The organism is Vibrio fortis, from assembly GCF_000695685.1.
Lineage (GTDB): Bacteria > Pseudomonadota > Gammaproteobacteria > Enterobacterales > Vibrionaceae > Vibrio > Vibrio fortis_A.
The window spans coordinates 64384-79007 of the sequence record NZ_JFFR01000031.1 but is presented as its reverse complement, the minus strand read 5'-3'; the positions used below and the strand labels follow the sequence as shown (position 1 = coordinate 79007).

The 14624-nt window shown below is 46.1% G+C and carries 14 protein-coding genes; 3 read left to right on the top strand and 11 right to left on the bottom strand.

All coding sequences use genetic code 11. The annotated features are described in order from the left end of the window. Positions 1-25: 25 nt before the first annotated feature. From VFDL14_RS0123525 to VFDL14_RS0123520, 11 genes are all read right to left on the bottom strand, one after another. Entirely contained in the window at positions 26-871 is an 846-nt protein-coding gene (locus VFDL14_RS0123525; protein WP_032553316.1) for a DMT family transporter, read from the bottom strand. Next, positions 871-1323 (bottom strand): GNAT family N-acetyltransferase, encoded by a 453-nt coding sequence (locus VFDL14_RS02265; protein WP_032553315.1) that lies wholly within the window; start codon positions 1321-1323, stop codon positions 871-873. Before VFDL14_RS02265 ends, VFDL14_RS0123525 begins: the two co-directional genes overlap by 1 nt. A gap of 57 nt (positions 1324-1380) precedes the next feature. Then, positions 1381-1947, bottom strand: a complete 567-nt coding sequence (locus tag VFDL14_RS02270; protein ID WP_032553313.1) for a Crp/Fnr family transcriptional regulator — start codon at positions 1945-1947, stop codon at positions 1381-1383. Positions 1948-2024: 77 nt separating this feature from the next. After that, a complete protein-coding gene (locus VFDL14_RS02275) occupies positions 2025-3788 on the bottom strand; it encodes a lysophospholipid acyltransferase family protein (RefSeq protein ID WP_032553312.1) in 1764 nt (587 codons plus the stop codon). A 12-nt stretch (positions 3789-3800) separates the two neighbouring features. After that, positions 3801-4244 (bottom strand): hypothetical protein, encoded by a 444-nt coding sequence (locus tag VFDL14_RS02280; RefSeq protein ID WP_032553311.1) that lies wholly within the window; start codon positions 4242-4244, stop codon positions 3801-3803. 10 nt (positions 4245-4254) lie between these two features. Further along, on the bottom strand, positions 4255-4692 hold the full coding sequence (locus VFDL14_RS02285) for a YHS domain-containing (seleno)protein (RefSeq protein ID WP_032553310.1): 438 nt from the start codon (positions 4690-4692) through the stop codon (positions 4255-4257). A gap of 12 nt (positions 4693-4704) precedes the next feature. After that, positions 4705-5454 (bottom strand): NRDE family protein, encoded by a 750-nt coding sequence (locus VFDL14_RS02290; protein WP_032553308.1) that lies wholly within the window; start codon positions 5452-5454, stop codon positions 4705-4707. A 2-nt stretch (positions 5455-5456) separates the two neighbouring features. After that, a complete protein-coding gene (locus tag VFDL14_RS02295; RefSeq protein WP_032553307.1) occupies positions 5457-5999 on the bottom strand; it encodes a DinB family protein in 543 nt (180 codons plus the stop codon). A 19-nt stretch (positions 6000-6018) separates the two neighbouring features. After that, positions 6019-7152, bottom strand: a complete 1134-nt coding sequence (locus tag VFDL14_RS02300) for an ATP-grasp domain-containing protein (protein ID WP_032553306.1) — start codon at positions 7150-7152, stop codon at positions 6019-6021. Continuing rightward, entirely contained in the window at positions 7149-7736 is a 588-nt protein-coding gene (locus tag VFDL14_RS02305) for a DedA family protein (RefSeq protein WP_032553305.1), read from the bottom strand. The genes VFDL14_RS02300 and VFDL14_RS02305 overlap by 4 nt, the downstream gene beginning before the upstream one ends. 318 nt (positions 7737-8054) lie before the next feature. Continuing rightward, positions 8055-10031, bottom strand: a complete 1977-nt coding sequence (locus tag VFDL14_RS0123520) for a bifunctional 2',3'-cyclic-nucleotide 2'-phosphodiesterase/3'-nucleotidase (RefSeq protein ID WP_032553304.1) — start codon at positions 10029-10031, stop codon at positions 8055-8057. 402 nt (positions 10032-10433) lie between these two features. Between VFDL14_RS0123520 and cysD the strand changes: the two genes are divergently transcribed. The 3 genes from cysD to VFDL14_RS02320 all read left to right on the top strand — a co-directional run bounded on the left by cysD (position 10434) and on the right by VFDL14_RS02320 (position 14610). Continuing rightward, positions 10434-11378 (top strand): sulfate adenylyltransferase subunit CysD, encoded by a 945-nt coding sequence (gene cysD / locus VFDL14_RS02310; RefSeq protein ID WP_225310897.1) that lies wholly within the window; start codon positions 10434-10436, stop codon positions 11376-11378. An 18-nt stretch (positions 11379-11396) separates the two neighbouring features. Then, positions 11397-12824: a sulfate adenylyltransferase subunit CysN gene (gene cysN / locus VFDL14_RS02315; protein WP_032553302.1), complete on the top strand. Its 1428-nt coding sequence runs from the start codon at positions 11397-11399 to the stop codon at positions 12822-12824. A 61-nt stretch (positions 12825-12885) separates the two neighbouring features. Further along, a complete protein-coding gene (locus tag VFDL14_RS02320; RefSeq protein ID WP_032553301.1) occupies positions 12886-14610 on the top strand; it encodes an SLC13 family permease in 1725 nt (574 codons plus the stop codon). Positions 14611-14624: the final 14 nt, after the last annotated feature.

Genomic DNA, 14624 nt, shown 5'->3' with positions numbered 1-14624 from the left:
TAAAGAAAGAGACACAAAGGAGCGATTATCTCGCTCCTTTTTTTATGCGTGGAATCGGAGCCAGAGGTAACACAATCAGCAGGATACCGATAAAGGTCAGAATATCCGGGATTTCGTTAAACCAAATCATCCCGATGAGTGCTACAAAGACGAGGCCCGAGTACTCAGCCAGTGCAATCTGACTAGAGTGTGCTTTTTGGTACGCTGAAACAGCCAACCCATTGTATGCCAATATTAGGGTCGCACTTAAGGCGATATAACCAAGGTGCCCCCAAGACACTGGTGACCAAAATAGTACGCAAAGTATTAAAGAAATGGGTAGCGAGAACAGGGTCGTCCACCAAAGTGTCGTCACTACCGATTGCTCACTCGGGAGTTTGCGAACCAAGACATTGAACAGCGCTAGGGTACATGCCGTACCAAGCGCAAATATCGCCGCCCAATGAAATTGCGATGGTCTGAGTACGATTAGCGCACCGAAAAAACCGATTGTGGTGGCGATGACTTTCCCCAGTGCAGGGCGTTCGTCTAACAACAGTACCGATAATGGCAGCATCAACAATGGCGCAACGTAAAATACGGCGTTGGCTGTCGCCAACGGTAAGTGAGTAATCGCCACGACCATACATCCGCTACCAATTAATATCAGCTGGCCGCGAGCAAAGGTGATCTTTGCCTGTTTGAGTTGGCGCTGCACTTTGTTTTGTTTTAACCACAATGGCGTAATTAAAAGCAGTGACAATAGTTGGCGAAAGAAGATGTATTGTAGTGGCGGCACTTCACCATTGAGCAGTTTCACCGCCACGTCAGAGAGCGAGGCAAAAAAGTTGCCCGCAACAAGCAGTAAGATTCCAAGCGTGATGTTGGACATCAGCCCTGCAATCTCATATCGATATGTGGAATATCGTCCTCAAGGTACATCTCTGAGATCGTCACAAAGCCGTGACTTTGATAAAAGGCTTCTAAGTGTTGTTGAGCACCAATATCAATGGTGCTATCTGGCCACAACTCACGACTGTGTTTGATAGCTTCAGTTAATAGCTTGTGACCTAAACCGGCACCTCGAGCTTCGGCTTTGGTGGCAATTCTACCAATACTGACGTTGTCATAAGTGGTGCCCGCAGGCAATAGGCGAGCACAAGCGACCAGTTGACCGTCTTCATATCCCAGAAGATGACGCACACCAGGTTGGGTGTCTTTACCATCAAGCTCTGGATACGGGCAGGTCTGCTCGACAACAAACACATCGACTCGCAGTTTCAGTAGTTCATAAAGCTCAATTGTGGTTAATTCGGCAAAGGTTGGGGTCGACCAAGTGATCATAATAACTTCCTATAACTGTACTTGGCGCTAATCTAACAAGGACAATGATGCTGTGCATTAACCATTGTTAATTCTGCTTTTGATTCTACTTAGGCTGATCGCTGTAATACCAAGATAGGCCGCGATTTGATTATCGTTCAAGCGCTGCAGCAAATCAGGGTAATGTTCACAGAACAGTTGGTAGCGCTGCTCTGGCGTGTAGAGCAGCATGAAACGCTCTTTGTTCTCTTTGTGCATCAGTTGAGTTTCGAGCAACTTGAGGTACAGAGGATTATTTGTCTCGCGCCACTCTGTTAGGGCTAGCATTGGCAGTTCAAACAATGAGATAGGAGTCAACGTCTCCAGTAGGTATGGGGAAGGTTGCTGCTTTATCAAGCTCTCAAAGCCAATCACCCAGTCATGTTCCCAGTAGAACTCTTTGCTGAACTGCTTCCCTTCTTCAGTTAGGTAGCACGCATGGCATAACCCTTCAACGATGAAGTAAAACGAATCAGGCATCTCTCCTTGATTCGTGAGAATGTGTCGTGTTGGTAACTCGAGTGGTTTTGCAATCTCAAGAAGAGATTCTATCTGGGATGGGGTAAAGCCAAAGCTTTCTAATTGTTCTGTCAGTGCGTGGTGCATGGTCACTACCTAAGCCATTTCGATGCGAAGATAATCGCACTTTCTATGGCCTAGGTATAGCGCTAGCTTAGGTCGAGCTATTGGGTTTGTGAGTGATTATGACGATCCAAGTAATCTTGAGCCTGTTCTCTGCCCATGTATTTACCCAGAGTCTTCACTGGTACCTTCTTAAGGTTAACGACAATCAAACCATCCAAAGCGTCATTAAAGGATGGGTCAACGTTAAAGCACACCAGTTTACCGTTCATCCCGAGGTATTGGCGAAGCAATACAGGCAGGCCTTTTCCTTGTTCCATACGCGCCAGTACTTTAGAGAGTAGCGGTACACTCGCTAGAGAAGAGAGCAGATGGTTTTGCCAGAACACATGATTGCTGCTGTTCAGAGGTGATGATGGTGAAACTAGGTTAGCCTTCTCTTCATCGTAATGGTGAATCGACAAGGTCGTCGCGATCAGCAGTCGTGCGTTATGACTGTAATCATTACTAATGCTGACAGGACCAAAGAGATGCGTATATTGTGGATTGCGAGATACAAAGGTTGCGATTCCTTTCCATAGCAGCAACAGTGAGTTTAGGCTCTTCTGATATGGCTTACTCACCACTGAACGCCCAAGTTCAACGCTGTTTTCTAGAGTATCGATGAACTCTTGGTTGTAGTTGAACAAACTGCGGGAGTAGAGCTTATCAAGCCCGTGCTCTGCGATCAGTTTATCGACCATGCCCAAGCGATAGGCACCAACAAGTTCCGACTTCGCTTTGTTCCATACAAACAGTTGATGGTAGTAAAGGTCATACTCATCCAAATCACAGGCAAGCCCGCTGCCTTCACCCACTTCGCGGAAGCTCTCTTCTCTGACTCGGCCAATTTCACGCATCAGGTTAGGAATCGCTTGGCTTGGTGTACAGTAGACCTCAAACTCTCCTTGCTCAAGAAGTTTCATCTCAGCAGGGAGTGAGCCGACCTCTATTGCTAACACTTCTGATGGCATCGGCGCTATCACCTGAGTGTCAAAAGAAGGTGCTTGGGTTGTATTCTCTGCCCTCTCTTGTTGACTCATTAGGTAGGTGTTGAGCCTCAGGTAGTTGACGATATCCATCTCTTGTTCAAACGATTTTATTTCTGAATAAGGGATCGAAACGCCAATTGAGATCGAGATAGTTGTCGCTTGTTTATTGAGAAGTTCACGGCCGAGTAGAGCAGTTCTCAATAGCGGATGCACACGACCGGCTTGGTAGAAAAGCTCACTGTTTTTACCATTGATGAAGATAGGTACGGTTGTCGCTTGATGGCGCTTAACAAACTTAGCCACCGACTTGCTCCATTCGATGTCGGTGAGTGTCTTTGCTCCTTTGCGATAACTGGACACTTCGCCTGCAGGGAACACAATCAGTAATCCACCATCAGCTAGATGACGATTGGCATCTCGAATCGCTTTGGCATTAGTACGCTTTGACTCTTTACCATTGAAGACATCGACGCCGATGAAAAGATCATCTAATTCAGGCAATCGCTTAAGCAGCTCGTTAGCCAGCACTTTTACATCCTTCCTTACCGATCCTACGAGATCAGCAAGGATCACCCCTTCAATCGCACCAAGTGGGTGGTTCGCGACAATCACGACCGGGCCTTCTTCTGGAATGTTTCCCGTGCTTCCCGATGCAATGGAGTAGTCGATGTTGAGCGCCGAAAGGGTGTAATTCATGAATTCGAAGCTAGATAACTCGTTTTGTCTTTCTTGATAGAGTCGGTCTAGCTTAGATAGCCCAGTTGCCCACTCGACAACAGACTCACCCAAACCAAAAGGCGTGTAACGTGGTAAACGAAAAGGACTATCAATCATAATGTAGCTACCTTATTGACTAAAGTTGTATAAGAAACCATCTTGATTCTTGAAATCTTTCACACTCAAAAACGCACCGCATAGCCAGACTAGGCATGCCATACCAAACAGCAATCCGCCGTCATCTCCTACAATTTCTCCCGCAGCATTAAATTCAGGCATTGGAATACCTAACGGGGTAAATAGGTGGAAGAAAATCGCACCACTCATGATGCCGACACTCATAATCGCGCCAAGTCCGTGCCAACGTGTAAACAGCAAAATTGCGGCAATCAATTCAGTGATACCGATGATGTAGCCGCCATAGATCCCAAACCAACTTAAGCCAGACCATGTCGCTAACGTGCCGAAGATGTGGTCTGTCTCGTAAGAGCCAGTAAACTTGAAAAATAACGACTGCACGAAGACGAAAGCGATAAATGCAGCAGGAAGGTGTTTAGCAGGGCTGAATGTCATGGTTATCCCCTTACTTGATCAGCTGCGGCCAAGTTTTATCGGCTTGTTGAATGTGTTGTGCACGGTCTTGTTCCCAAGTCTCTTGAATCTCTTGGTCGTAGTTAAGGTAAAGTTTGTCATCAACTATGGTCCAATATTGTGGGTCGCCAGGTGCAAAGTCGTTTTTGGCAGAAACCGCCCATGCGCAATAACCACCATACTGAGGTGCATACTTTTCAGGATTATTAACAAATAAAGTCAGATTCTTTTCAGAAGAGAAGTACCAATCTGCGCCTTTGTATTCAGTGCTGAATTTCTTGCTCCCTTCGACAGGCTTACCGGAAGTGAAATAAGCGACCGTATCGTAGCCATCGAGTGCTTTATTACTGAAAAAGCCGGTATAGATTTCATCGGCGGCCAGTACATAAGGGCTAACAAGTAGCATGATCATCGTGAGTAGTTTTCTCATAATAGACTCCATCTATAAGTTGATTGCTGGGGCAAAATCGAAGGTAAAGCGCTGCTGATTTATCTGTTCTGGTTTTATCGGTTCACAGGGAGCGCCCGGTGCATAGAACATTGAGGCTTGGCCATGTCGATTACGTAAGTGGCTGAAGCTGACTGTGTGGGCATCTGAGCGATGCATACAGGTACCTAAATGGGGTTGTTCACTGTGATGATGAGAGTGGAACATCAGCAAGTTTTGCTGGTTTTTACCCGTAGAGATAAGTTGGTCGTATTTTGCTTGTCGGTAGGCTTGTACTCTCGCCAAGTCGACGCCCGATGAGAATAGTGGTGAATCGGTCTCAACAATACTTTGCTGAACTCCATCCCACTTATAAGCGACGACCACGCCGTTGTGCTGCGTCAAATTGGGAGCGAAAGCCAATAGAGTAAAGGGTGCAAAAGAGCTTAGCTCTAAACGATGAAATGCCTCGGTGAGCTGTGCGATATTGCGGCTTGATGACATGTTCTTGAGCAGTAAGCCACGGCTAATCAATGGACCATCTGGCACAATGCCTTGGTAGTTATTAAGTAGGCACAGTGAAAGACCGAACTCGTTGATGCTGATCCAGCTTCCCCCACCAGTAGGATCGAGCGGCATGATGATATCGACACCATTCACTTGATACTGTTTAGGTGGCATCGCTAACGCTCGTGTTTTCTGTTCATCACGATTAAAAAAGACCTGATAGCCATTTTCTTCAAGCAGCCAAGATACTGAACACATGATTATTGCTCCCTCAGGTAGCTGCTCGTGGTTGGCGCATAGCCAAAGGTGTTGCAGGTCTCAACATCGAGGAAGGTGGTGATCACCTTGATCATGGCGTAGTGATGGTTGGCGTGCAGCGCAGCGAAAGTGATCTCTCGCTCGAGTGTTGACGGTAGGTTTGCGAACACCTGGGCATCCATTGAGACCTCGGTTTGGATCGTAATTGGCGCTTCAAGATCATCATGGTCTAATCGCTCGAGCCAGTTGATCACATACTGGATCTCTTTTAAGGCAATCGAACGGTCGAACTCGACAGGGTGACCACGACGACGGGTGTTGTAATCAATGATCGCTTTCTCTTTTAAAATCAGAGCATGAAAAAGATCGAGTGTGTGACGAGTGTGCTCACCAATCGAGCTAGAGACGTGCGGCTTGGCACGCGTCAGGTAGTCACTATCGGAAATGGTTAGCAAAAAGTCTCGACCTTGATTCAATATTTCAACGGCTCCTTGAATACTAGGAGACACAGAAGTGAAGGCGCTAGGTTGGGCTATCGGGTTCATTCATGATCCTCGTATAGAGTTAATCGGTGGTCGGATATTGTTGAACTAAGCGTCGCTCTTCTTGCCACGCCGCAAATAAACTTTTAAATGAAGGCGGCTTGTGGCCTCGCTGTTTCTGCTGAGCACCGATATCAAAAAGAATACGATATTGTTGAAGTAGCGTAGAAAATATCTCTCTCAGTGGGGTGTTTCGGTCCCAGATATGTGCTGCTTCACTGCTCGCGCCGTTGACCTCAAGAATCGTAAAATCTTCGCCCTTCATTAAGCTATGTATGTCTCTGAATTTGACGTCCAATCGTCCGTAGTGGAATCCATCGAAGTCGTTAAATATCTCATCGAGACGCTCAGTTAGCGCTTTGGTGATGTATTGATTGCCATCTCGGAAGATAGACCCACGGCTATGACTGCCTGCGAACGCCAGCTGAAACTCTTCGCCCTCTGCAAGCACATGCTCCAACTTATCTTGATGCCTTGGCAGATATAGGTGACTAAGTTGTCCGGCTCTTGGATCGTTTTCAATTAACTGCTTGAGTGTAGAGGTGCCATCGCCTGTCACCATAGGTGCGTACTTGAGAGTGATTGAGATGATCTCACCTTGACGACGGTTTGGATAACGGACGTAAAAAAGCCCAGCTTCAGCTTGATAAGGCGCTTTTTCCTGCAGCAGAAAACGAGCGCCCTGAGGAAAGGATGATATGTATTCTTCGAGTTGATCTTGGGTGTTGATCAGCTTCACGCCAGCACCTCGGCAGCCAAGATCTGGCTTAGCAACGACGGGGAAATCAAGGCTTGATTGGAGCAAAATACGACGAGCATCCTCGGCTTGCACTTTGGTGTTGAGATCGGTTTTGGTCAGTGTGATAAAAGGCGAGATCCAGCGCTGACTGGATGATCCAGCAAGGCTCAAGATATCGTGTTTTGACTCTCCCACCATGCCACTAAGCTTAATGCTTGGATTAGCAATGAGCGGCAGCGCCCAGTCAAAATGCCGTAAGCCTTGCATCAAGCTCTGTGCTACCACTGGCGTGTAGAAAAACCAAGCAGGGAGAAACTCATAGGGAGACACGCTACGCACGGTATCTTTTTCGAGTAAAGGCATACCAGCATTGATTTGATGTGCTGGAATGACGTGAATATCTTGCGGTGAACTCATAATAATCCTCTAGAGTAGGTTTTATTCATTAACCTATTGCTGATAAACAACAATGCGATAGCACACGGGATAACGATCCATTGATATTCAGAGGCTTGCAGCCACGCTGACGTCCCTAAATAGTAGATGGTCGAGAAGACAATGCCAGTCCAGAGCGCAGTCGCACTAATCACGGCGAATAAGAAAGTAGGAAGAGGGATGACGAAAAAACCGCTCAAGGTAAAACCAACCGTGCGCAACCCTGGAACAAAGCGGATGATAAAAAGACTACTGAATGCGTTGTGGCGTAGTTTGGTCCTAAGTGTGCGAAAGTATCGATTGGTCAGCGCTTTGTAACGAACACCTCTAAAGTAACGCCCTGACTTACCGAGGTAGTAAAGCCCTAAGTCACCGGTTGCGATACCGATGAAAATGGCAAGTAGAGCATATTGCGGTGGGATGAGACCTTGAGTCGCTAACCCTGCCGCAGACACAATCGCTAAATCTTCAAGCAGATAAGAGAGCGCAATAATGCCGAGCATTAGCCATAGCAGCGACTCTTCTCCTGAATTTAACCATGTTTGAATACTTTCGACGGTGCCCATCAAATGTCCCTATCTATCCTATATATGAATGGCTTATCGACCACTCATTGAGTGTAGTAAATGAAATAGACACGGGCAGTGGATAAAAACTTGCAGTGAGCTGTGGGATTTTTGTGCTTACTGTGCGCGCTAGGGCGTTGAAATGGGGTAGGGAATTGTGAATTTATGGGTTGAGAGACTTGCTTTAAATTAAACGCTATTGATGATTAACGTACAGAAAAATAAAGACTTTTACAGGGGCGATTTACCAATATGAAAAAAGGCTGAATCGTTAAATTCAGCCTTTTGAAACATTAACTAAAGATTATTGAAATAATCTTATTTAGTTAGGTCGATTTGGTAAACACCGAAGCCAACATCATCAGTCGCAACGCGTTTCATTGGGTATTGACCCTTTTCTTTGATGAACTGTGCTGCTTTCTCACTTGGCGATGTTTCAAAACGGATGTCTAGCTTCTTGCTCGTTTCGATAGGAGCGAAAGACCAGTTGTTGTCCGCTGTTGGGCTGACTTTACCTTGCTCTTTGCTCACGCGAGAGATGTAGTTTGCTAGAACAGTACGGTTTTCGTCTGGTGCATCAAAAGCGATGTACTCAACACCTGTGCCCGGGAACTTCGCGCTGTATGCACGGTAGTTGTTGGTTGCAATCAAGAAATCTTGTTCCATATCGATTGGCTGACCTTGGTAAGTCAGGCCTACGATACGCTCAGATTCTGGGTTAACCACTTTACAGTTCGCGTCGTATTTCGCAGGTTGTGTTACATCGATTTGGTAGTTCACACCATCGATAACATCAAAGTTGTAAGTACGGAAGTTATCCCACTCGATCAATGATTGTGGAGCCGTAGAGTTAGCGTCGATTTGGTTGAACTGACCTGCAGAACACTCTAGCCACTCTTTCACTTCTTTACCTTTTACCTTCATCGCAACAAGCGTGTTAGGGTATAGGTATAGATCTGCTGCGTTACGGAAAGTCAGTTGACCAGCTTCTACTTCAGTGAAGTTTGCTGGGTCATTCTTACGACCGCCCGCTTTAAATGGTGCTGCTGCAGAAAGTACCGGTGTACCGTCTAGATCTGGGTCGCCTTGAATAAAGCGCTCAACGTAATCTTTCTGTGCAAGGTTAACGATTTGAACCGTAGGATCGTCTTGTACCAGTGATAGGAAGCTGTACATCACGTCATCAGCTTGGCCAATTGGTTGGTTTACAAAGTCACGAGTACCCGCGTGATCTTTTTCTAGTGCAGTTACGATGCCTTCATCAGCTGCAGCCAGTGATTTCTTCTCTACTTTGTCGTAGATAGGACGCGCTTCAGATTGACCTTTTACTACTTCCCATTTGCCGTCTTTCTGTGCCAGCGTAAGGTCCATAATACCTACGTGGCTACCCCAACGGCCTGGCATAACCGCAGCAACACCGTTCATTGTGCCCGCTTGGTTATCAACGCCTTGGATGTTGTCAAAACCTTTGCCTGGGAATACTGCGTGAGAGTGACCAAATGCAATCGCATCGATGCCTTCTACTTCAGATAGGTAAAGCGTTGAGTTCTCTTCGCCTGCTTTGTATGGGTCTTGAGAAACGCCAGAGTGAGGGATCGCAACGATAACTTCTGCGCCTTCAGCCTTCATTTGAGGAACTAGTTCATTCGCCGTCTCTAGGATGTCGCGAGCGATAACTTTGCCTTCAAGGTTCTTTTTATCCCAAGTCATGATTTGTGGTGGAACAAAACCGATGTAACCCACTTTTACTTCATGTTCTACGCCTGCAGTATCTGCAAATTTGTGCGTTTTGATAATGTATGGCGTGAAGTAGTGCTCTTTCGTTTCCGCGTCGTAAACGTTAGCGCTGATGTATGGGAAATCAGCGTCGTTGATTGACTCTTCTAGGAACTCAAGACCGTAGTTGAATTCGTGGTTACCGATGTTTGCTGCATCGTAATCTAGCTGGTTCATTGCTTTGTATGCTGGGTGTACTTCACCTGCAACGATGCCTTTGTCTGCCATGTAGTCACCCATAGGGCTACCTTGCAGCAAGTCACCGTTATCAACAAGAATGCTGTTTGTTACTTCGCTTTGAGCTTCTTTTACAAGAGTTGCAGTACGCGCCAAACCGATCTTTTGCGATGGCTTGTCTTTGTAGTAGTCGTAATCCATTAGGTTAGTATGAATGTCAGTCGTTTCTACGACGCGCAGCTTGATTACTTCATCTGTGTCTGGGGTGGTTGTACAGCCAGCTAGAGTAAAACCTAGTCCAGTCAGTACCGCTAGCGATAAAGGTTTCATTGCAACTTTCATTATGGAGCTCCAAGATTGGATGGGGAAGAATTTGTTGCGTAATGTAACAAAGTGGGATGAAACAATGAGTACAACATGTGCTAATTCGTGATATGGATCTTATTACTTTATGCTGTTCTGCCACCCTTATCCCAAACCGCTCAAACCATACACAACAAGCGTTTATTAAAGGTAGTTCATTCATTTTTATAAGGAATAAATGTTACAACTATTCCTTATCAGCTTTTCGAATAAAAAATGAAATTTTAGAATTTCCAGTAATATGAGAGGCTCGTCATAATGCTTTCATTGAGGGCGCATTGGGCTCAAATGCATCGCAAAGAATTTGTGTTGTTATCCAATACGCCAATTCACATCACGGTGAATGAGTTAACTCCCATACTTGGTTGAACCAAGTATTGCATCGCTCGTGATACGAGCCTTAAAGGAAGCACTGAAATGGACCAAGAACGTTTAACCCACCTAAAACAGCTTGAAGCGGAGAGTATACATATCATCCGTGAAGTAGCGGCTGAGTTTGATAACCCAGTGATGATGTACTCCATCGGTAAAGACTCTTCTGTGATGCTTCACCTAGCTCGCAAAGCGTTTTATCCGGGCAAAATCCCTTTCCCTCTTCTACACGTGGATACCGATTGGAAATTCCGTGAAATGATTGAGTTTCGTGATCGCACTGCTGAGAAGTACGGCTTCGATCTTTTGGTTCACAAGAATCCTGAAGGTTTAGCAATGGGTTGTAGCCCGTTTGTACACGGCTCATCAAAACATACCGATATCATGAAGACTCAGGGTTTGAAGCAGGCGTTAAACAAGTACGGTTTTGATGCTGCCTTTGGTGGTGCTCGTCGTGACGAAGAGAAGTCGCGTGCGAAGGAGCGTGTTTACTCTTTCCGTGACAAGAACCATACATGGGATCCAAAAAACCAACGTCCAGAGCTATGGAAAACCTACAACGGTCAGGTAAACAAAGGTGAGAGCATTCGTGTATTCCCGCTTTCAAACTGGACCGAACTGGATATCTGGCAATACATCTACCTAGAAAATATCGAGATTGTACCGCTTTACCTTTCAGAGAAGCGCCCAGTTGTTGAGCGTGATGGCATGCTGATTATGGTTGATGACGACCGTATGGAGTTGCAAGAAGGTGAGGTGATTGAAGAGAAGAGTGTGCGTTTCCGTACTCTCGGTTGCTACCCACTGACAGGGGCAATTGAATCTGAAGCCAATACATTAACAGGCATCATTGAAGAGATGCTGGTGGCGACATCCAGTGAGCGTCAAGGGCGAGCGATCGACCACGATCAATCGGGTTCAATGGAGCTGAAAAAGCGTCAAGGTTATTTCTAAGGATCTAAGGAAAGAAAAATGAATAGTGCAGTAGAAGCTGAATTGGCTGAACTTGGGATCGAAGGTTACCTAAGTCAGCACCAACATAAATCGATGCTTAGATTCCTAACTTGTGGTTCGGTTGATGACGGTAAGAGTACTTTAATCGGTCGCTTACTCCATGACACCCAACAGATATATGAAGATCAATTGGCAGCGGTTCATAACGATAGCCAACGTGTAGGTACAACAGGTGAGAAGCCTGACCTAGCACTACTTGTTGATGGCCTGCAAGCTGAGCGTGAGCAAGGCATCACCATTGATGTAGCTTACCGTTATTTCTCGACTCAAAAACGTAAGTTCATTATTGCGGATACCCCAGGGCATGAGCAGTACACGCGTAACATGGCAACCGGTGCCTCGACTTGTGATCTTGCGGTGATCTTGATTGATGCGCGTAAAGGCGTGCTGGATCAAACTCGTCGTCACTCGTTCATTTCTAACTTGCTGGGTTTGAAGCACTTTGTGGTTGCGGTTAACAAGATGGATCTCGTGGAATATTCACAAGATCGCTTTGAAGAGATTCGCGATGAATACCTAGAGTTTGCGGAAAACCTAGAGGGTGAAACTAACATTCAGATCCTACCGGTTTCAGCGTTAGAAGGTGCCAACGTTGCAGCGGCGAGTAAAGAGCTGGCTTGGTTTGAAGGTCCATCGCTACTTGAAGTGCTTGAGAACGTTGATATCGACCAGAAACGCTCAGCAGGCGAGTTCCGTTTCCCTGTTCAATACGTGAATCGTCCAAATCTAGATTTTCGCGGTTTTGCCGGCACGATTGCTTCTGGCAGCGTAAAAGTAGGTGATGAAATCAAGGCACTTCCTTCAGGTAAAACCTCGAAAGTGGCACGCATTGTTACTTTTGATGGCGACCTAGAGTCGGCGCAGGCTGGTCTTGCTGTGACTTTGACGCTTGAAGACGAAATCGACATCAGTCGTGGTGATTTGATTGTGCTTGAGAATGCAGAAGTCGCATCTACCAATCACATTCTGGCGGACGTGGTATGGATGACGGAGCAGGCTCTGCAACCAGGTCGTGAGTACGATATCAAAATCGCTGGCAAGAAGACGGTTGGCCAAGTGACGGCTGTTCGTCATCAATATGACATCAACAATCTTGCGACTCATGAAGCATCAGAGCTGCCTCTCAATGGTATCGGTCTATGTGAGTGGTCACTGAATGAGACTGTGGCACTGGATAAATACCGTGATAGTGCGGATACCGGTGGCTTTATCGTGATTGACCGTCTAACCAATGTCACTGTTGGTGCAGGTCTAATCCGTGAACGTTTAGATTCTGTTGAGCAAAAAGTCGGTGACTTCTCAGCGTTTGAAATCGAGTTTAATGCTCTGGTTCGTAAGCACTTCCCGCACTGGGATGCCAAAGATATCAGTCAATTACTTAAATAATTAAGTCTCGATGTAAAGCAATAGGCGGGAGCTTCGGCTCTCGCCATACAAGGACAGGTATATGTGGCAACAAGGATTTGTATTAGCGCTATTGCTTGGCATCGTAACTTGCCTTCTAACGACGCGTATTAAGCCGAGCTTTATTTTTGCTGGTGCAGCTTTTATTGCGTTTATGGCTGGAATGATTGATGTATCTAGTCTGGCAGGCAACTTCACTAACTCTTCACTACTCACTTTAGTGTTGCTAATTCTCGCTTCAAGTGCGTTGGAGAAAACTCGCTTAATCAGCTGGGTAAGCCGAAATATTTCAGAAGGTCGGCTTGGTACAGTGGTGGCAAAGTTGGGTGTTTCCACAGCGCTACTTTCTTCTTTTACCAATAATACTGCTGTTGTCGTGTCGTTGATCGGTGCGATCAAACGCAATCAACAACATGCTCCTTCTAAGTTACTGATTCCACTATCGTACGCTGCGATTTTGGGTGGAACCCTGACATTGATCGGCACCTCAACCAACTTGATCATCAACAGTTTTGTTGAAGATGCAGGCTTACCGAGTTTGAACTTCTTTACGCCGACGTTGATCGGTTTGGCGGTACTGGTCGGTGGTGTGTTGATCTTGATCCCACTGAGTTACTTCCTACCTAGTTACGATGATGGTTCACAAGATGAATTGCCTTATTTCTTGGAGGCTCGCGTTGAACCCGGTTCACCGCTGGTGGGACGTAGCGTAAGTGAAAATAACCTTAGAGCACTTCGTAAGCTGTTTCTTGCGGAAGTGATTCGTGATGGTAAGACAACGGCTTCAATTGACCCAGACTTCGTGCTACAAGCACGCGATCGCCTTTTGTTTTGTGGCGATGTCGAGAGTGTTGCAACTCTGCAAGAGATCCAAGGACTAACACTGTTTGGACAACATCACCTTAATGGTCAGAACTTTGTTGAAGTAGTGGTAAGTTCATCGGCGAGTGTGTGCAATAAGACATTGAAAACCAGCCAGTTTAGAGACCGTTTTGACGCGGTAGTAGTAGCGATTCGCCGTGGCCATGAACGCCTTGAAGGTGGGTTGGGAAACATCACGTTAACGGCGGGTGATACGTTAGTGCTAGTACCGGGCAAACGCTTTGAAGAGCAGCGTCAGCAACACAGTAAAGAGTTTGTGTTGATGAATGATTTGGACTCGAGCGCTAAACTGGATGCGGATAAATCAGCCTTGGTTTTACTCGGATTTGCCGCTGTAATTGGCTTAGCGTTGGCCAACATGCTGCCGATCATCAAAGGGTTAGCAGGTTTTCTATTACTGTTGGTTGCGTTTGGAGTGGTACAGCTGAACGAGCTAAGACGTCGTTTCCCAGTTGATATTGTGGTGATCGTTGGTTCAGCATTGTCGATTGCACAATTGATGATCTCATCAGGTTTGTCAGAGCAGATGGGGCTGATGTTTATTGAAGCTTTTAATGGTTGGGGTGTGTTTGGCGCGCTGGTAGCGACCTATTTGATGACCTTAGTTTTGACTGAGCTAGTGACAAACAATGCCGCGGCTGCACTCTCTTTTCCTATCGGCTACAGCATGGCAGTTGGCTATGGTGTTGATCCTATGCCATTTATTATGGCGGTTCTGTTTGGAGCGAGTGCGAGTTTCATCTCCCCTTATGGCTATCAAACCAATTTATTAGTGTATAGCGTGGGCAACTACCACCTGACAGATTATCTACGTATCGGTATTCCGATTTCTATTGTTTACTCGGGGCTTGTACTCACGCTAATCCCTTACTTTTTCCCATTTTAATGCTGTTTATTTAA